Raw genomic sequence first — 18657 nt, forward strand, 5'->3', positions numbered from 1 at the left:
CTGCTTGGAGAATGGTCAGCATTCGTGTCAGGGTTCGGCGAACTTCTTTTGAAACGCCGACTTCAGGGGCACCATGGCAATTCTGGCAGCCGTCTATCACCTGACCCACTACAAATACGACCGGCCGGTCGTCTTGGGCCCGCAAGTCATAAGGTTGCAGCCTGCGCCGCATTCCCGCACCAAAGTGCTCAGCCATTCGCTGAAGGTCGGGCCGGCAAACCACTTCGTCAATTTGCAGCAGGACCCCTACGGCAATTTCCTTGCCCGTTTCGTCTTTCCCGAGCCGGTGACGGAGTTGAAGATCGAGGTCGATCTCGTTGCCGACATGACGGTCTACAATCCGTTCGATTTCTTCGTGGAACCGTCGGCCGAGACGTTTCCGTTCGAATACCCCGAAGAGATCCGGGACGATCTGACCATCTACCGAACGCCGGAACCGGCGGGGCCGCTGTTGGAGGCATTCCTCAAAACCCTCGCGCGCCACCCGACCAACACCGTCAATTTTGTCGTCGACCTCAATGCGCGGCTGCAGCGCGAGATCGCCTATATCGTGCGCATGGAAACCGGCGTCTTCTCGCCCGAGGAAACGCTGGCCGCCGGCAAGGGGTCGTGCCGGGATTCGAGCTGGCTCCTGGTGCAGATACTGAGGAACCTCGGCATCGCCGCGCGCTTCGTCTCGGGCTATCTGATCCAGCTGAAGCCCGACCTCGTTGCGCTTGACGGGCCGCCCGGCACGGCGACCGATTTCACCGATCTTCATGCCTGGTGCGAGGTGTATCTGCCGGGCGCCGGCTGGATCGGCTTCGACCCGACTTCCGGCCTGCTCACCGGCGAAAGCCATGTGCCGCTCGCGGCAACGCCGCATTTCCGCAAGGCCGCGCCGATCTCCGGCATGGCGAGCTTCGCCAATGTCGAGTTCGGCTTCGACATGCGGGTCGACCGCATCGCCGAGCATCCGCGCATTACCAAGCCGTTCTCCGACGAGAGCTGGCAGGCGCTGGACGCGCTGGGGGTCGAGGTCGATGCCGCGCTCCAGGCCGGCGACGTGCGGCTGACCATGGGCGGCGAGCCGACCTTCGTCTCGATCGACGATTTCGAGGCTGCAGAGTGGAACACCGCCGCCGTCGGGCCAACCAAACGCGAAAAGGCCGATGCGCTGATCCGCCGGCTACGCGAGCGCTTCGCGCCGGGCGGCTTCCTGCATTACGGGCAAGGCAAGTGGTACCCCGGCGAAAGCCTGCCGCGCTGGACCTTCTCGCTCTACTGGCGCACCGACGGCGAGCCGGTGTGGAGCGACCCGTCGCTGATCGCGCATGAAAAGAGCGAGGCGGATGTCGGACCGATGCAGGCCGAGAGCCTGCTGACCGCGATTGCCGACGAACTCGGCATCGACAAGACGATGGTCAGCGAAGCCTATGAGGATCCCGCCGAATGGCTGCTCAAGGAGGGCAAGCTGCCTGACAACGTCGATCCTTCCAATTCGAAGCTGGAGGACCCGGAGGAGCGCAGCCGCATGGCGCGGGTGTTCGAACGCGGGCTGACCAAGCCGTCGGGCTATGTGCTGCCTGTCCAGCGCTGGAACAGCCAGGCGTCAGGACCGCGCTGGCGCTCGGAGAAGTGGAAGACGCGGCGCGGCAGGCTGTTCCTGGTGCCGGGAGATTCACCGGTAGGTTACCGCCTGCCGCTCGGCACGCTGCCTTACGTGCCGCCGGCGCAGTTCCCCTACATCGTGCCGGTCGACCCATCGCTGCCGCGCGGACCATTGCCGGCGCGTGAGGCGATCTTGCCCGATTCTGCTTCTTCGCCTGCGTCGGCCGAATTTGAAGGCGCCGACGAAATGGCGCGACGTCAGCAGGCCGTTTCCTTCACGGCCGTTACCGGCCAGCAGGACCGCGTCGAACAGGAGATCACCGAGATCGGCGGCGCCGTGCGCACGGCACTTTCGGTCGAGCCGCGCGACGGACGGCTTTGTGTGTTCATGCCGCCTGTCGAGGCGCTGGAGGACTATCTCGAACTGGTCGCGGCGGCGGAGAACGCGGCAAAGGCTATTGGCCTGCCTGTGCATATCGAGGGTTACGGCCCGCCGCACGATCCGCGCCTCAACGTCATCCGTGTGGCACCTGATCCCGGCGTCATCGAAGTCAATATCCACCCCGCTGCCAATTGGCAGGATTGCGTGGCGACGACCACGGCGATCTACGAGGAGGCGCGGCAGACGCGGCTTGGCGCCGACAAGTTCATGATCGATGGCCGCCATACCGGTACCGGCGGCGGCAACCACGTCGTCGTGGGCGGCGCAACGCCCAATGACAGTCCGTTCCTGCGTCGCCCCGACATGTTGAAAAGCTTGGTGCTGCAGTGGCAGCGGCATCCGTCGCTGTCCTATCTGTTCTCCGGCCTGTTCATCGGCCCGACCAGCCAGGCGCCGCGCTTCGACGAGGCACGCCACGATTCGCTCTACGAACTCGAAATCGCGATGGCGCAGGTGCCGCATCCGGACAAGGGCGCGGCACCCCTGCCGTGGCTGGTCGACCGGCTGTTCCGCAACCTTCTGACCGACGTGACCGGCAATACCCATCGCTCGGAAATCTGCATCGACAAGCTATTTTCGCCGGACGGGCCGACCGGCCGGCTCGGGCTGGTCGAATTCCGCGGCTTCGAGATGCCACCCAACGCGCGCATGAGCCTGGCGCAGCAATTGCTGGTGCGCGCCATCATCGCTCGGGCCTGGAAGAACCCGCTCGACGGCCGCTTCGTGCGCTGGGGCACCTCGCTGCACGACCGTTTCATGCTGCCGCATTATGTCTGGGCTGACTTTCTCGATGTGCTGGACGACCTCAAGCTGAACGGCTTTGCATTCCGTCCGGAATGGTTCGACGCCCAGCTCGAATTCCGCTTCCCGTTCTGCGGCGAGGTCCAGCATGCCGGTATCAAGCTGGAGCTCAGGCAGGCGCTGGAGCCGTGGCATGTGATGGGCGAGCAAGGCGCGATCGGCGGCACCGTGCGCTTTGTCGATTCCTCCGTCGAGCGGCTGCAGGTGAAGACCGAGGGACTCAACCCGGAGCGTCACGCGGTCGTCTGCAACGGCCGCCTGGTGCCGATGAAGGTGACCGACAACCGCGAGATCGCGGTGGCGGGCGTTCGTTTCAAAGCCTGGCAGCCGGCGTCGGGCCTGCATCCGGCGCTGCCGGTCAACACGCCGCTGGTCTTCGACATCTATGACCGCTGGTCGGGCCGCGCGGTCGGCGGCTGCGTCTACCACGTCGCGCATCCCGGCGGGCGCAGCTACGACACGTTCCCGGTCAACGGCAACGAAGCGGAGGCGCGGCGGCTCGCCCGCTTCGAGCCGCGTGGCCATACGCCGTCCAGCTATGTGCTGCGCAACGAAGAAGCCTCTGAAGATTTCCCGATGACCCTTGACCTTCGGCGACCGCAAAGACTCTGATCAGCCATGGCGAAGGGGAATCACAAAAGGCTGCGCAGCAAGCCGCAGACCCACAGTCTGCTGGAGCACTACCAGCCGATCGACGGCGTCGTCGACGAGATGGTCGATGCGTCGGGCAATCCGCGGCCGGCCTGGCGGCACTTCATCGAGGCGCTGGAGGACCTGGGGCCGGAAAAGCTTGCCCAGCGCTTCGCCCGCGCCGACCAATACCTGCGCGACGCCGGCGTCTACTACCGCGTCTATGACAAGGCCGGCGCCAACGAGCGGGAATGGCCGCTGGCACATGTGCCGCTGCTGATCGAGGAGCAGGAATGGGCTGACATCAGCGCCGGCCTGATCCAGCGCGCCGATCTGTTCGAGGAGACCATCGCCGACATTTACGGGCCGAACCGGCTGGTCGAGAAAGGCATTCTGCCGGCCGGATTGATCGCGGCCAGCCCGGAATATTTGCGGCCGGTCGTCGGCACCAGGCCGGCCAGCGGCCATTTCCTGCATTTCTGCGCCTTCGAGCTCGGTCGTGGCCCGGACGGCCGCTGGTGGGTGCTTGGCGACCGCACACAGGCCCCATCTGGCGCCGGCTTCGCACTGGAAAACCGCGTCGCCACCACAAGGGCGCTGTCCGACATCTACGGCGAGATGCATGTGCACCGCCTGGCCGGCTTCTTCCGCCGTTTTCGCGATGCGCTGATCGGCATGGCCAAGCAAGCCGGTGGCCGTGTCGCCATCCTGACGCCGGGACCGCTGAACGAAACCTATTACGAACATGCCTATATCGCCCGCTATCTCGGCATCATGCTGCTCGAGGGCGAGGACCTGACTGTCTCGAGCGGCAGGCTGATGGTGCGCACGGTTTCGGGGCTGATGCCGGTGAGCGTCTTGTGGCGGCGGCTCGACGCCGCCTTCGCAGATCCGCTCGAACTGCGGCCGGACTCGCAGATCGGCACGCCGGGGCTGGTCGAAGCGGTCCGGCAGGGGGCGGTTTCGGCCGTCAACGCGCTGGGCTCCGGCCTGATGGAGACACGCGCGCTGCTCGCCTTCCTGCCGAAGATTTCGCGCGCCCTGCGCAATGAGGAGCTGCTGCTGCCGACCGTCGCGACGTGGTGGTGCGGGCAGGAGGCGGAGCGCGAGCATGTGCTCGCCAATATCGATAGCATGGTGATCGGTCCGGCGCTGTCGACGCGGCTCGCCTTCGAGGATGACGGCTCGACCAAGCTCGGGTCAGCGCTGTCGGTCGAGGAGCGGACCGAACTCGTCGCCCGGATCGAACGGGACGGCGGCGACTTCGTCGGCCAGGAAGCGGTGACGCTGTCGACCACCCCGGTCTATGTCGGCGGCTGGCTGGAGCCGCGGCCGGCCAGCCTGCGCGTCTATCTGGCGCGCACGCCGGAAGGCTGGACCGTGATGCCGGGCGGTTTTGCCCGTGTCGGCTTTTCGCTCGACCCGACGGCCATCGCCATGCAGCGCGGCGGCCAGGCGGCGGATGTCTGGGTGGTCAGCGACAGGCCGGTGGAGCGCGAGACGCTGCTGCCGCAGGAGCACGACAGCTTTACCCGAACCTTGCCAGGCAGCCTGCCCAGCCGCGCGGCGGAAAACCTGACATGGCTTGGGCGCTATATCGAGCGGTCGGAAGACACGGTGCGCATCCTGCGCGCCTACCATGTGCGGCTGGCCGAGACATCCGATCCCGAGATGCCGCTGCTCGCCGATATCAGGGACCATCTCGCGCCGTTCGGCATCGATGTCGAGACGGCAATCCCATTGGGGCTCATCAGCACCCTGGACAGCGCCGTGTACAGTGCCGGACAAATCCGAGACCGTTTCTCGCCGGATGGCTGGCTGGCATTGAAGGATCTGTCGAAGACCATCCATCAATTTGCCGCCACGGTGGCGCCGGGCGATGACGCGACAAGGGCAATGACGGTGATCCTGCGCAAGCTGGCCGGGTTTTCCGGTCTGCTGCACGAGAACATGTACCGCTTTGCCGGCTGGCGTTTCCTCGAAATCGGTCGCAGGCTCGAACGCGGCATCCAGATCGCCCGCACGCTCGCGCGGCTGACCAGAGCCCAGGCGCCTGAAGGCGCACTCGACATGATGCTGGAGATCGGCGACAGCGTCATGACGCACCGTCGGCAATATCCGGTGCAGGCGGGGCGGCGCACCGTGGTCGACCTTCTGGCGCTCGATCCGCTCAACCCACGCTCGATCCTTTTCCAGCTCGAACGGCTGAAAGCCGAAATCGCGCTGCTGCCCTCCGTCGGGGCTGAAGGCCATATGTCGCCGGCGGCCAAGGAAATTCTGCAGCTCAACACGTCGATCGCCATCAAGGAGCCCTCGGACATGACGGCCGAGGCCCTCGGCGATCTCGCCAATGAAATCGGCGGGCTCTACAACAGCCTCGCCAAAGCCTATTTCGGGTAGAGACAGCATGCTCTACGACATCAGGCTTCACCTGCGTTACGACTATGATGCGGCGGCCGGTGGCGGCCGCCATCAGGTGCGCGTGCTGCCGCCGACCATCCCTGGCGTGCAGCGCGTCGTCGCCGCTTCACTGTCTTTTGTGCCGGCGCCCAGCGAACGCTCCGACTTTTCCGACTTTTTCGGCAACAGTGTCACCTCGATCGCCTTTCGTGACGCGCATGATGCGCTCGACATCAGGATGAGCGCGCGTGTTTCAGTGTCGCGGCCGGAGCCCGGGCTCGACGTATCGCCGGACATACGCCGGCTGAGGGAAGAACTCGGCGCCGTGCACTCGCTGGCGCCGGCGTCGCCGCATCACTTTCTGGCCACCAGCGATCATGCCGGCATCGACCCGGCAATCACTGCCTATGCGAAAGACAGTGCCGGCAGTTCGACAGTCGGCACGGCCATGGCTCTGTGCAACCGCATTCACCGCGATTTCACCTATGACGGCGAGGCGACCACCGTGCAGACGCGGGCCAGCGACGCCTTCGGCCTGAAGCGCGGCGTCTGCCAGGATTTTTCCCACATCATGATCGCCGGCCTGCGCGGCCTCGGCATTCCTGCCGGCTATGTCAGCGGGTTCCTGCGCACCATCCCGCCGCGCGGAAAGCCGCGGCTCGAAGGCGCCGACGCCATGCATGCCTGGGTCAAGGTGTGGTGCGGACGCGATGCCGGCTGGCAGGAATTCGATCCGACCAATGGCATGCGGGCAAGCAACGACCATATCACGGTCGGCTACGGCCGCGACTACTCCGATGTGGCGCCGATCGTCGGCGTGTTGAAAACCACGGGCGGGCAGGTCGGCGAACAGGCGGTCGACGTCATACCGGTCGTGCTCGAAAAGGCGTGATGACGCATGTCTTCGTTGCACGGCGACGTCGATAGGCTGTTCTGGAACCAAGAGATCAAGAGGCGGTGGAACCCGCAGCCGGCAAGCGGCTTATCTACGGAAATTCCGTGGAGAGGACATGCTCGACAAATCCGAGTCGTCGTCTGGCCGATCGGCTGTGAGGAAAGCTGCACCAAAGAACGGGGTGCCGCGGAACGGGGCGCTGGAGAATGGCGCGCAAGCCTCGGCCGTTCGGGCCTCGCTCAATTATGTCACCGACACTGAACCCGGTATTCGCCGGCTGCGTTCGGGCAAGGGGTTCTCGTACAAAGGACCCGACGGGCGGATTGTCGACGGGGAGGCGCTGGCACGCATCAAGGCGCTCGCCATCCCCCCGGCCTGGACGGACGTCTGGATCTCGCCGGATTCCGATGGTCATATCCAGGCGACCGGTAGGGACCAGCGTGGACGCAAACAATACCGCTATCACCCGCACTGGGCGGAGGAGCGTGACGGCGTCAAATATTCGAGCCTGGTCGCCTTCGCCGAGAGCCTGCCCGAACTGCGGCGGCAGATCGACGTCGATTTGCGCCGTCACGGCCTGCCGCTGGAACGCGTCGTTTCGGCTATCGTCTGGCTGCTCGACAACACGATGATCCGTGTCGGCAATGCCGCCTACGCGCGCGACAATAAGAGTTTTGGGTTGACCACGCTGCGCGACCGCCATGTCGACATCAAGGGCTCGAGCCTGCGCTTCGCCTTCATCGGCAAATCCGGCAAGGAATGGAGATTGAAGCTTGTCGATCGCCGGATTGCCAAGGTCGTGCGTGGAGCGCAGGACCTGCCGGGGCAGAAGTTGTTCCAGTATCTCGACGAGGACGGAAACAGGCGTCCGGTGCGCTCAGACGACGTCAACCGCTATATCAGGGAACACGCCGGAGCGGAGTTCAGTTCCAAGCACTTCAGAACCTGGGGTGGCACCATTCATGCCGCGTCGCTGTTTGCCCAAACCGAACGTCCCGAAAGCCAGGCGCAGCAAAAGCGGGTGATGAACAATGTCATCGACAAGGTTGCCGAGCGGCTTGGCAACACACGCGCGGTCTGTCGCCAATGCTATATTCATCCGGAGGTCTTCCGCGCCTGGTCCGAAGGACGGCTGCTCGACGAAATGGCGGATGCCAACAAAGGCAAGCGCTCGGTCGCCGGGCTAGACGACGAGGAGGCCCTGGTCTTGAGATGGCTGAAGGCGAGAGAAAGCTGACGTCGGACCGCGGCGTATTTTTTTGTCGACGCCATGTCGGCATCGGTCCTAGTGTTTCGTCCTTTGAGAAAAGGACGAACCATGCTCTACGCGATCCTCTGCTATGCCTCTGAAGACGTCGTCTGCTCCTGGAGCAAGGAGCAGGACGATGCCGTCATGGAAAAACTTCTGGGTGTGCAGGAAAAATATGCCCAGGCGGGCCGCCTTGGCCCGGTGGCGCGGCTCTTGCCGACGACCGCGGCGACGACGCTGAGGAAGGTCAAGGGCGAATCGATCGTCATCGACGGCCCGTTTGCCGAAACCAAGGAACAGTTCCTCGGCTTCTACACGCTCGAATGCGCCGACCTCGATGAGGCGGTCGACTTCGCGCGTGAGCTTTCCGAGGTCAACCCGAGCGGCGGCTCCTATGAAATCCGGCCGGTCTCGCTCTTCAATCCCGCCAAGGTTTCCGCATGACCGAACTCGCCTGGATCAGCACGGCAATCAGCACCGCTCGCCCGCAGGTGATGGGGGCATTGCTGCGCTACTTCCGCGACCTCGACGCGGCGGAGGAAGCATTCCAGGACGCCTGCCTGAGGGCACTGAACAACTGGCCGAAAAACGGCCCGCCGCGCGATCCGGCAGCCTGGCTGATCTTCGTCGGCCGCAACAGCGGCATCGATGCGGTGCGCAAGCGCGCCAAGCAGGCGCCGCTGCCGGAGGAGGACCAGATCTCCGACCTGGAAGATGCCGAGAGCGACGTCGCCGAGCGGCTGGACGGGGCGCATTACCGTGACGATATTTTGCGGCTGCTGTTCATCTGCTGCCATCCCGACCTGCCGGCCACACAGCAGATCGCGGTGGCGTTGCGCATCGTCTCCGGCCTGACGGTCAAGCAGATCGCGCGCGCCTTCCTCGTCGGTGAGAGCGCCATGGAGCAGCGTATCACGCGCGCTAAGGCGCGCATCGCCGACGCCGGGGTGCCGTTCGAGACACCGGGAGCGGTCGAGCGCTCCGAACGCCTCGCCGCCGTCGCCGCCATGGTCTACCTGATCTTCAACGAAGGCTATTCCAGCAACAGCGGCGAGGCATCGGCGCGTGCGCCGCTTTGCGAAGAGGCGATCCGGCTGGCCCGGCTGCTGCTCAGGCTGTTCCAGACCGAGCCGGAGATCATGGGGCTGACGGCGCTGTTGCTGCTGCAGCATGCACGCGCGCCTGCCCGCTTCGACGAGAACGGCGAGATCGTGCTGCTCGAAGACCAGGACCGCAGCCTGTGGAGCCGCAAGATGATCGATGAAGGCCTGGCGCTGGTCGATAAGGCGTTGCGCCATCGCAAGCCCGGTCCGTACCAGGTGCAAGCTGCGATCGCCGCACTGCATGCGCGGGCGGAAAAGCCCGAGGATACGGACTGGAACGAGATCGACCTGCTCTACGGCTTGCTCGAGCAGATGCAGCCGTCGCCGGTGGTGACGCTCAACCGCGCCGTCGCGGTCTCCAAGGTGCGTGGACCGGAAGCCGCACTCGACATGATCGAGCCGCTGGAGGGGCGGCTTTCCGGCTATTTCCATTTCTTCGGCCTCAAGGGCGGACTGCTGATGCAGCTTGACCGCGGCGAGGAGGCGCGCGTCGCTTTCGACCGCGCCATCGCGCTTGCCAATACGGCCGCCGAGGCAGCGCATATCCGCATGCATATCGACCGGCTGATGAAAGAAGGCGCCAAGCAAACGGCGCATTGATCCGACGCCTTCGCCTGGTTCAACGGTCTGACCTTTGCTTAGACCATGCCGGGGTGGCGATTTTTCCCTGAAACGAGTAATGCCACGCCATGACAGCGCCTGGTGTGCCAACCGGCAGGGGGCGGGTATGGCGCCAGGCTTGGACCGACGCCATATGAGCGACGGGATCTGAAAGGGATGAAAATGACGATTGCGAAGGAAACGGCCGGGCTTCTGGCGAAACTGGGCGTTGCCGAAGGCGCGCTCACGGGCGGCGACCTCATCGTGCGCAGCCCGGTGACCGGCGAGCAGATCGCCGCGCTGAAGACCATCTCGCCGGCCGATGCGGCGACGACCATCGACAATGCCTACAAAGCTTTCCTGGCGTGGCGGCAGGTGCCAGCTCCCAAGCGTGGAGAACTGGTACGGCTGCTCGGCGAGGAATTGCGCACACACAAGGCCGAGCTTGGCCGGTTGGTATCGATCGAAGTCGGCAAGATCCCATCCGAGGGTCTTGGCGAAGTGCAGGAGATGATCGACATCTGCGATTTCGCCGTCGGTCTTTCCCGGCAACTGTACGGCCTGACCATCGCCACCGAGCGTCCCGGCCATCGTATGATGGAAACCTGGCATCCGCTCGGCGTCGTCGGGGTCATCTCGGCCTTCAACTTTCCGGTCGCGGTATGGTCGTGGAACGCAGCACTTGCGCTGGTCTGCGGCGACGCGGTGGTGTGGAAGCCGTCCGAGAAGACACCGCTGACGGCGCTCGCCTGCGAAGCGATCTTCAAGCGTGCAGCAGAGCGTTTCGGCGATGCGCCGAAGGGGCTGGCGCCGGTTCTGATCGGCGATCGCGCCGTCGGCGAGATCCTGGTCGATCATCCCAAGGTGCCGCTGGTCTCGGCGACCGGCTCGACGCGCATGGGCAGGGACGTCGGACCACGGCTGGCGAAGCGCTTTGCCCGTGCCGTGCTGGAGCTCGGCGGCAACAATGCCGGCATCGTCTGCCCGACGGCCGATCTCGACATGGCGCTCCGCGCAATCGCCTTCGGCGCCATGGGCACGGCCGGCCAGCGCTGCACGACGCTCAGGCGCCTGTTCGTGCATGAGAGCGTCTACGACCAGCTCGTTCCGCGCCTGAAGAAGGCCTATGGAAGCGTCTCGGTCGGCAATCCGCTGGAGACAAGCGCTCTGGTCGGCCCGCTGATCGATAAGGCTGCCTACAAGAATATGCAGAAGGCGCTGGAGGAGGCGGCTTCGCATGGCGGTAAGATAACCGGCGGAATGCGGGTCGAGAACGGCCATCCCGAGGCCTACTATGTGCGTCCGGCGCTGGTCGAAATGCCGCGGCAGGTTTCGCCAGTGACGGAGGAGACCTTCGCGCCCATCCTCTACGTGATGAAATATTCGGACTTCGACGCCGTGCTAGAAGAACACAATGCGGTGGGAGCGGGGCTGTCATCGTCGATCTTTACCCGCGACCTGCAGGAATCCGAGCGCTTTCTTAGCGTCGACGGATCGGACTGCGGCATCGCCAACGTCAATATAGGCACGTCAGGGGCCGAGATCGGCGGCGCCTTCGGTGGCGAGAAGGAAACCGGCGGCGGCCGCGAGAGCGGTTCCGATGCCTGGAAGGCCTATATGCGGCGCGCTACCAATACGGTGAACTATTCCAAGGCGCTGCCGCTTGCGCAGGGCGTGTCGTTCGACATCGATTGAAATGCCAGACCTCCGTCGCGGCGGCGCCAAGGCCGCCACGACGGCGTTCGGCTTGCGGTTCAGCTGGCGTCGGGAGTTACAACACAATTGTCGAAGGCTGAATCGATGATGGCGAGCTTGACCGCCTGGGCGGTCATGTATTCCTGATAGAACTCGCTCGACACCCACATGACCGAATGACCGCGCTGGCCCAGCCAGCCGATGCTGCCGAGTTCCTCCGCATCGCGCAATTTGCGTGAAAGGTGGGTCCGGGAAAGCTTGAGCCAGTTCGCGAAATCTCCGATTGAGACGACACCGGTCGGAATTCGGTCCAGGTCGGCATGATCGGGATCGACGCCGGACATCAGCCAATCCATCACGATGCCGCCATTGTCGAGCCAGGTGAACAAGGAAAAAGTCTGTCTTGGCTCGCGCACGGCATGCGACGAAAGCAGGCCGTCGGCCACCAGCGGCTGCAGTTTGGCGAGCACGTCCGGTTGTGCGACGAATGCAGCCAGTCGAGATCCACCGTCCAGGCTGTCCAGCGTTTTCAGATGAGCCATGACCCAGCCGGCAACCGTCTCCAGAGTGCCCGCGACCGGCTCAAAGGGGCGGATGCGCCCGTATTTAATCGGCAGATGCCGGATGAAACCGTAATGCAGCATCTCCTTCAGGAAGGCATCGGCGGTGTTGCGGCTGGCCACCGAATGCCGGCGGATTCCGTCCATGAACCGTGCGGACGTAAGTCCCTTGCGATGGTCGTCCGGCTCTCGATCGAAATACAAGGCAAGGCCGATATGGGCCATCAGCCAGCGTTGTTGCGTGGCGAACACCGAAGCCAGCCGCGGGTTCGCTTCATAGGTCTGGAGCAGCGCCCGCGACTGAGCCTGGACGTGCCGACGCAATGCCGGATGGCTGGCAATATCTTCAGAAACCAGCGCCATCCCGCCGAGCCCAACCAAATTTGCAACTGGAAATACCGGTCACAATTTCAGCCTTCGCGGACCGTGTCCAGAGCCGGCACATCAGGATACGAGCTGAATCCCGCCGGCTAGCAATTACGCGACTTGGTCGCCGAGGATGCGATCTCGCGAGGCGCTGATCTTGCCGCGCGAGACTAGCCTGCTTGAACCCATAATGGTGGCTTCGCCTGGCCAGCCCGCATTCCCCGACGGCGAGGCGGAACCAACACCAGTTTTGCTCGTTGAAGAACGCTGATTGGACTGAGACAGTGAGGAATTACAAAATGGAGAATGGGCTTTTCGCCACGCCGCCTGCAGCGTTCCGAAAAACAGAGTCGGTTTGGCTACGGGCGCTCAAGTGGCTGTTAAGCCGGGTGCGCAGCGCCTCCGACAGCTCCGGAACCATGTTGAAGCCAATCCTTGCTGGACCGGAGGATGGCGGGGTCCACTCCGCCTCGACGCGTTTGAGCCGATCTCGACGCGTTTGAGGCCGACCGCGCTGCGATTTTGACTCCAAAAGTAGCCGCTCACATATTTTTTCTTTTTATGGCCGCCGCCGCAACCTCGCCCATAGCCGCTTCGAAGGCCGGCCACGGCGGCGTGTCGGCCTGATGCAGCAGGCGGGAACCATCGGGCAGGCTTGGCTATTAGATACAGGCGGCTGCTGGTCTGCCGGGCCAGGAGCCATTGCTTATGATCATCGATCCCCCACCGAAAAGCGCCATCCCGGCATCAGTTCCGTCGGTCGATCCAAAAGCCGCCCCGACGCCTCGCAACGCCGAAGCGGAGGTCTTTTATATCGAAGCGATCCGCGAGCTTGTCGCGACCGGCATCCCCTTTCTCGTCGCCGGCACCTATGCCGTAAGCGCTTATACCGGGATCACCCGCCCGACCAAGGATCTGGACATTTTCTGCAAGGCCGGCGACTGCGCGCGCATCCTCGCCCATTTCAAGCAGATCGGCTACGCCGTCGTGGTCGAGGACGACCGGTGGCTGGGCAAAGTGTTCAAGGGCACGCATTTTTTCGACGTCATCTTCACCTCGATGAACGGCACAATGCCTGTCGACGACCAGTGGCTGGAGCATGCTCGCCAAGCCGAATTGCTGGGCAGCCAGGTGCGGATCATCGGCCCAACCGAGCTCATCTGGTCCAAATGCTTCATCCAGGATCGCGGCCGCCACGATGGGGCCGACGTCGCGCATACCATCCTCAAGGCGCACGACCAGATCGACTGGCAAAGGCTGCTTTCCTACATGGAAGTCCATTGGGAAGTTCTGCTGATGCATCTCTTGAACTTCCGATGGATCTATCCGACGGAGCGCGACCGGGTGCCCGCGTGGCTGCTCGACGAACTGCTTGACCGGCTGGCCAAGCAGCGCGAATTGCCGCCTTCCCGGATGCGGATCTGCCGCGGGCGCATGCTTTCACGAACCGACTATGAGATCGACGTCAAGCAATGGGGCTTTGCCGACGTCGGCGGTGAAGGAGAATATAGCGATGGCTGACGGGCTCGAATCTGCTTCGGCAAAGGCGGAAAATGGCGGCACTCTCAAGGTCGCCGCCATCGGCGATCTGCATGTCGGCAAGGAGGACCAGGCCTCGTACCGCGACCTTTTCGGCGAGATGTCGCGTGAAGCCCAGGTTCTCGTGCTGACGGGCGACCTTACCAATCTCGGCAAGCCTAGGGAGGCCGAAATCCTTGCCGAGGAACTGCGTGCCTGCACGATCCCGGTCGTCGCCGTGCTTGGCAACCACGACTATGAGTCGGGCGCCGTCGAGCAGGTTACCGATATTCTGCGCCAGGCGGGCGTTCACCTCCTCGACGGCGAGGCGACAGAGATTCACGAGGTCGGGTTCGTGGGGGTCAAGGGTTTCGTTGGTGGTTTCGGGTCGCGCATGCTCGGCTCCTTCGGCGAACCGGCCATCAAGTCGATGGTGGCGGAAAGCGTGAACGAAGCGATGCGGCTTGAAAACGCGATGCGGCAGGTCCGCGCCAAACGCACGCTGGTCGTTCTGCACTACGCGCCTGTCGTCGAGACGGTCGAAGGCGAGCCGCTGGAGATCTTCCCGTTTCTCGGTTCGTCACGTCTGGCCGAGACGATAGACCGGTTCCAGGTCAGCGCGGTTGTGCATGGTCATGCGCATCGCGGCGCTTACGAGGGCCGCACGCCGGGCGGGGCGTCGGTCTATAACGTTGCCATGCATGTCGCCAAGCCGACCGGCCGCCCCTACGCCATGCTCGAAATCTGACAGGCGGCGCCACTGGCGCAGGCAATCGCAGTACACACTGCAGAACGATCACGGCAATTGCCGGCTAAAAGCCGTCCGCTTCGGTGGAATGTCGTTTTCATCCGGGTTGGGAACGGGGTCCTCGTCGGGGAGCCTGTCGGGGTCCGGCTCACGCACGGGCTTGGGATCGGGAATGGGAGGCGGTGGCACCGGCGTCGGTATCGGCTCGGGTGTGGGAATAGTGGCCATCGTAATCATCTCCTCTTGGCGCAGAACAACGCAGCGGGTCGGCTGGTTCCCGGCTTGCGCGTTTTTGGAAAACCACACCGTCGCACTTGCCGGTCAGCCCATTTCGGGATTCGGCTGGCTGCCACCCGACTTGCTTGACCGCAGCAGCAGCGCCAGCGGAACCAGCAGGGCGGTTGCCACCGCGCAGTAGCGGAAGACATCGACATAGGCGAGCAGCGTTGCCTGGCGGGCGATCAACTGACCAAGCCAGCCGATCGCCTGCTGCTTCGCCTCGACCATCGGCGAACCCTGGGCGACGAAATGCTCAGTCGCCTGCCGAAGCGCCTGCTGATAGGCGGGCGACGATTGCACGGTGTGGCCGACCAGATTCGATTGATGGATCTGGGAGCTTTGCGAAATGACGGTATTGGACAGCGAGACGCCGATGCTGCCGCCGATATTGCGTGCAACGTTGATCAGCGCCGATGCCTGGTTGGTCTTCTGCGGGGGCAGGCCGACATAGGCCGCGGTTGAAATGGGAATGAACAGGAACGGCAGCCCGACCATCAGGAAAACACGGGCAAAGGCAAAGAAGCGGAAGCTGGCGTCCGGAGTAAGCGCGGTCATATGCCAAAGGGCCACTGCGACCACCGACATGCCCATCATGATCAGATATTTGGGCTGCACGATGCTGCCTACAAATCCGGACACCGGCATCAAGATCAGCATGGCGATGCCGCCCGGCATCATCGAAAGGCCCGAGAGCGTCGCGGTGTAGGCAAATGTCGTCTGCTGCAGCTGCGGCACGATCTGGGTGGTGCTGAACAGGATAGCACCGACCGCCATCATGACCAGGAACGCCGTGCCGAACTGGCGCGTGAATAATAGGCGCATGTCGACGACCGGATCGCTGCGACTGATTTCCCATGGGATAAGCAGCAGGAACGCGATCGCGGAAATCACTGCGAAAGTGGTGATGAAATTCGAGTCGAACCAATCGTAGCGCTGGCCCCGGTCGAGAAAGATCTCCAGGCACCCCAAGGCTATCGCGACCAGGACGAAACCGACCCCATCGATCTTCAGGCCGCCTTTCAGCCGTTCCTTGCGTTCGCGTTCGAGTACGTCCGGTTCGACCAACAGCCACTGCACCAGCGCCAGCGACAGGATGCCGAACGGCACGTTGATGAAGAAGATCCAGTGCCAGGAGAAATGGTCCGTCAGCCAGCCGCCGATCGTCGGCCCGACCGTCGGTGCGACGATGACCGCAATGCCGTAAAGCGCGAAGGCCTGCGAGCGCTTTTCTGGCGGGAAGGTATCGGCAAGGATCGATTGCTCGCTTGGCGCCATGCCGCCGCCGCCGAGTCCCTGAAGGACCCTGAACAGGATGAGCAGTTCCAGGTTGGGCGCCAGTCCGCACAGCAGCGACGCGACGGTGAAGGTCGCAACGCAGAGCATGTAGTAGCGCTTGCGGCCGATGACGTTTGCCAGCCAGCCGCTGACCGGGATGATCACCGAGTTGGCAACGAGATAGGTGGTAATCACCCAGGTGCTTTCGTCCATTCCGGCCGCCAGGCTGCCGGCGATATTGCGCAGGGCGACATTGGCGATCGAGGTGTCCAGCACCAGCATGAAAGTGGCGATGGAGACGGCGACGGCGATAAGCCAGGGATTGTGCGTCCCGGCGGCGGATCGGCTTTCGCCCTGATTTCTGGCGGTTTCGCCGTTCATCGCACCTTGACCGTCGGCACCACCGACAGACCTGGACCGAGAAGCACATCCGGCGGCTTGTCGAAGACGATCTTGACCGGCACGCGCTGCACCACCTTGACGTAATTGCCGGTGGCATTTTCAGCCGGCAGGAGGCTGAAGGCGGTGCCGCTGCCGGCCTGGATGCTGTCGACGCGGCCATGGAAGGACTTGTGCGGGTAGGCGTCGATGTCGATGTCGACCGGCTGTCCCTGCCGCATCAGATCGAGCTGCGTCTCCTTGAAGTTGGCCTTCACCCAGACCTCGTCGGGAACGAACATCATCAATACCTGGCCGGGTTGGGCGTAGGTGCCGTTCGCGGCGGAAATGCTCGTTGCGCGCCCGGCTGCGGGTGCTGTGATAGTCGTGCGCGACAGCGTCGTGCGGGCTTGCTCCTGGCTGGCCTTGGCCTGCTCGAGCTGAGCCTCGGCGCTCCTGGCCTGTGCCTGCAAGACCGAAACCTGGCTTTTTGCCGAGGCGACATTGGCCTCGGCGCTGTCCAGCGCGGCCTGGTCCTGACGCAACGTCGATGCCGCCTGCTGCGCCTGCTGCTGCGTTGCCGTGCCCCTTGCCAGGAGTTCGCGGTTGCGTTGATCCTCGGCCTTGGCGAAATCCAGCGCTGCCTTGGCCTGGGCAACCTGCCTCTGGGCAGCGTTCACCTTTGCGTTTTGAGCCTCGATCTGGGCGGTGACATTGACGATTGCGGCCTCGGCCGCAGCGACGCCGGCATCGGCCTGCTTCAGGTTTGCCTGATAGTCGCTGTCATCGATACGCAGGAGGACATCGCCGGCCTGCACATGCTGATTGTCGGTAACCGCCAGCTCGGTAACGCGACCGGCTATTTGCGCGCCGATCGTCACCGTGCGCGCGTCTATGAAGGCGTCGTCGGTCGATTCGTACTGGCGAGCGTTCAGCCACCAGATCGCGATGCCTGCCGCGCCGAGCAACAGCGCAAGTGCTATCGCTGCGACCGCATAGGGATGGCGCCTGGGAAAGCCGAGCAGACCGGCCTTTCGCTGCGAGGCATTCCCGTCGGGCTTTTCCTGCCGGGGCTGTGCCGATCGCCCACGAGATTCTCGCACCCGGGCCGGTTGCTCCCGAGTTTCATTTACAGGCTCGACGTCTCGTTCGACGCTTTGAGGCTTCGTGTCCAACGGAATTGCTTTCAAGACTGATATTGCAGCCGCCGAAGCGAACGCAAAGCCAAACGGCAAGCTTCCGCAAAAGTTCCTGTCCGGAATGCGGTGGTCGGGTTAACGGGTCGACATCGAACCCACCGAGCGGTGCCGGCGCGTTCGAACTAGAGCGCCGTTTCACCGGGCAGGTGATTCATATGCTTCATGTTGCGGCGGTCCGGCCTTGTCAGCGCTCCACGGCGCGATAATTGCTCATAAAGGCGTGGGCAAATTCACCTGTCGACAGGAGCCGACCATGAAACATCAAACACTCGACCAACTGCAAGCCGTCGCGGAAGTTGAGTCCTTCGCGGCGTATCCGGCGATGACTCGAAACCAGCGGATTGAACGTTGGGCGGAACTTCTCGAACAAAACCCGACGCGATGCCTTGGGGCGCTTCCAGGCACCGAATATATGAACAGGGAAGCGCGCGACAGATCGCGTGGTGCTGGAACGCCGCTCACCGTCGCCTTCGAGGATCCGGTTCTGCGTGCCATGGGGCTGAAGGACGATACCTATGGTGAGGCAAAGCGCTTCTTCGAACTGAGCGATCGGCAGTTGCACCAAATCGTTTGCCATTGCCATGTCGGCGCTACGATGCAAGCGCGATGGGCCGCTGCCAGGGTGCGCGGGATAGTCCGCGGCAACAGATTTGTTGCCTGGTTGAAGGCATTGATCGCGCATTGACGCGGTACGAGGGACGGCGGAACACGCGTTCTTTCCGCGCCGTGGAGAGCGCTTCCGAACTTGGAAGGGCACGTGCCACGTCGGGCCGCGCAGATTGTGAAAGTCCTCGACGCTTGGCTGCGCCTAGTCGCGGCCATGCGTCCGTTTTGATGCGAGAATTTGAGTTGGCCCGCCGCAAGTGAGAGCCGTCGTCCGACCGGCGTTCGAGCGCAGTCGAGGCAGGTGCGATCTGGCTAGGATGGAC

14 protein-coding genes are annotated in these 18657 nt (G+C 63.6%); 10 read left to right on the forward strand and 4 right to left on the reverse strand.

The window, feature by feature from the left end; genetic code table 11:
* The first annotated feature begins 73 nt into the window (after positions 1-73).
* The 7 genes from NKJ13_RS01375 to amaB all read left to right on the forward strand — a co-directional run bounded on the left by NKJ13_RS01375 (position 74) and on the right by amaB (position 11405).
* On the forward strand, positions 74-3445 hold the full coding sequence (locus NKJ13_RS01375) for a transglutaminase family protein (RefSeq protein ID WP_352776983.1): 3372 nt from the start codon (positions 74-76) through the stop codon (positions 3443-3445).
* A gap of 6 nt (positions 3446-3451) precedes the next feature.
* Positions 3452-5863 (forward strand): circularly permuted type 2 ATP-grasp protein, encoded by a 2412-nt coding sequence (locus NKJ13_RS01380; RefSeq protein ID WP_352736964.1) that lies wholly within the window; start codon positions 3452-3454, stop codon positions 5861-5863.
* Between the two features lie 7 nt (positions 5864-5870).
* A complete protein-coding gene (locus NKJ13_RS01385) occupies positions 5871-6755 on the forward strand; it encodes a transglutaminase family protein (protein WP_352689984.1) in 885 nt (294 codons plus the stop codon).
* A 118-nt stretch (positions 6756-6873) separates the two neighbouring features.
* Positions 6874-7995 carry a DNA topoisomerase IB gene (locus tag NKJ13_RS01390; RefSeq protein WP_352736963.1) on the forward strand — a complete coding sequence of 374 codons (1122 nt, stop codon included), beginning with the start codon at positions 6874-6876 and terminating at the stop codon, positions 7993-7995.
* Between the two features lie 81 nt (positions 7996-8076).
* Entirely contained in the window at positions 8077-8451 is a 375-nt protein-coding gene (locus tag NKJ13_RS01395) for a YciI family protein (RefSeq protein ID WP_254817007.1), read from the forward strand.
* Positions 8448-9710: an RNA polymerase sigma factor gene (locus NKJ13_RS01400; RefSeq protein ID WP_352736962.1), complete on the forward strand. Its 1263-nt coding sequence runs from the start codon at positions 8448-8450 to the stop codon at positions 9708-9710. The genes NKJ13_RS01395 and NKJ13_RS01400 overlap by 4 nt, the downstream gene beginning before the upstream one ends.
* A gap of 183 nt (positions 9711-9893) precedes the next feature.
* Positions 9894-11405 (forward strand): L-piperidine-6-carboxylate dehydrogenase, encoded by a 1512-nt coding sequence (gene amaB / locus NKJ13_RS01405; RefSeq protein ID WP_352689998.1) that lies wholly within the window; start codon positions 9894-9896, stop codon positions 11403-11405.
* A 59-nt stretch (positions 11406-11464) separates the two neighbouring features.
* On the opposite strand, the gene NKJ13_RS01410 is transcribed toward amaB, so the two are convergent.
* Positions 11465-12328, reverse strand: coding sequence for a hypothetical protein (locus NKJ13_RS01410; protein ID WP_352689986.1), 864 nt, complete (start codon positions 12326-12328; stop codon positions 11465-11467).
* A 711-nt stretch (positions 12329-13039) separates the two neighbouring features.
* Between NKJ13_RS01410 and NKJ13_RS01415 the strand changes: the two genes are divergently transcribed.
* Entirely contained in the window at positions 13040-13852 is an 813-nt protein-coding gene (locus NKJ13_RS01415) for a nucleotidyltransferase family protein (RefSeq protein ID WP_254817010.1), read from the forward strand.
* Entirely contained in the window at positions 13845-14597 is a 753-nt protein-coding gene (locus NKJ13_RS01420; protein ID WP_352478321.1) for a metallophosphoesterase family protein, read from the forward strand. The genes NKJ13_RS01415 and NKJ13_RS01420 overlap by 8 nt, the downstream gene beginning before the upstream one ends.
* A gap of 48 nt (positions 14598-14645) precedes the next feature.
* On the opposite strand, the gene NKJ13_RS01425 is transcribed toward NKJ13_RS01420, so the two are convergent.
* From NKJ13_RS01425 to NKJ13_RS01435, 3 genes are all read right to left on the reverse strand, one after another.
* Complete coding sequence (locus NKJ13_RS01425; protein WP_352736961.1) at positions 14646-14825, reverse strand: hypothetical protein; 180 nt, start codon at positions 14823-14825, stop codon at positions 14646-14648.
* 93 nt (positions 14826-14918) lie between these two features.
* Positions 14919-16532 carry a DHA2 family efflux MFS transporter permease subunit gene (locus NKJ13_RS01430; protein ID WP_352736960.1) on the reverse strand — a complete coding sequence of 538 codons (1614 nt, stop codon included), beginning with the start codon at positions 16530-16532 and terminating at the stop codon, positions 14919-14921.
* On the reverse strand, positions 16529-17632 hold the full coding sequence (locus NKJ13_RS01435; protein ID WP_352736959.1) for an HlyD family secretion protein: 1104 nt from the start codon (positions 17630-17632) through the stop codon (positions 16529-16531). The genes NKJ13_RS01430 and NKJ13_RS01435 overlap by 4 nt, the downstream gene beginning before the upstream one ends.
* Before the next feature lie 349 nt (positions 17633-17981).
* On the opposite strand from NKJ13_RS01435, the gene NKJ13_RS01440 reads away from it, so the two are divergent.
* On the forward strand, positions 17982-18413 hold the full coding sequence (locus NKJ13_RS01440; protein WP_352737027.1) for a hypothetical protein: 432 nt from the start codon (positions 17982-17984) through the stop codon (positions 18411-18413).
* The last annotated feature ends 244 nt before the right edge of the window (positions 18414-18657 follow it).

Origin of the sequence: Mesorhizobium sp. M0174 (assembly GCF_040322275.1) — a bacterium.
Classification (GTDB): Bacteria; Pseudomonadota; Alphaproteobacteria; order Rhizobiales; family Rhizobiaceae; genus Mesorhizobium.

Bases quoted from the DNA above. Each gene is read 5' to 3' on its own strand.
- amaB (WP_352689998.1), top strand. From the start codon at position 9,894: ATGACGATTGCGAAGGAAACGGCCGGGCTTCTGGCGAAACTGGGCGTT.
- NKJ13_RS01430 (WP_352736960.1), bottom strand. From the start codon at position 16,532: ATGAACGGCGAAACCGCCAGAAATCAGGGCGAAAGCCGATCCGCCGCC.
- NKJ13_RS01390 (WP_352736963.1), top strand. From the start codon at position 6,874: ATGCTCGACAAATCCGAGTCGTCGTCTGGCCGATCGGCTGTGAGGAAA.
- NKJ13_RS01420 (WP_352478321.1), top strand. From the start codon at position 13,845: ATGGCTGACGGGCTCGAATCTGCTTCGGCAAAGGCGGAAAATGGCGGC.
- NKJ13_RS01375 (WP_352776983.1), top strand. From the start codon at position 74: ATGGCAATTCTGGCAGCCGTCTATCACCTGACCCACTACAAATACGAC.
- NKJ13_RS01410 (WP_352689986.1), bottom strand. From the start codon at position 12,328: ATGGCGCTGGTTTCTGAAGATATTGCCAGCCATCCGGCATTGCGTCGG.
- NKJ13_RS01425 (WP_352736961.1), bottom strand. From the start codon at position 14,825: ATGGCCACTATTCCCACACCCGAGCCGATACCGACGCCGGTGCCACCG.
- NKJ13_RS01385 (WP_352689984.1), top strand. From the start codon at position 5,871: ATGCTCTACGACATCAGGCTTCACCTGCGTTACGACTATGATGCGGCG.
- NKJ13_RS01395 (WP_254817007.1), top strand. From the start codon at position 8,077: ATGCTCTACGCGATCCTCTGCTATGCCTCTGAAGACGTCGTCTGCTCC.
- NKJ13_RS01400 (WP_352736962.1), top strand. From the start codon at position 8,448: ATGACCGAACTCGCCTGGATCAGCACGGCAATCAGCACCGCTCGCCCG.
- NKJ13_RS01440 (WP_352737027.1), top strand. From the start codon at position 17,982: ATGAAACATCAAACACTCGACCAACTGCAAGCCGTCGCGGAAGTTGAG.
- NKJ13_RS01380 (WP_352736964.1), top strand. From the start codon at position 3,452: ATGGCGAAGGGGAATCACAAAAGGCTGCGCAGCAAGCCGCAGACCCAC.
- NKJ13_RS01415 (WP_254817010.1), top strand. From the start codon at position 13,040: ATGATCATCGATCCCCCACCGAAAAGCGCCATCCCGGCATCAGTTCCG.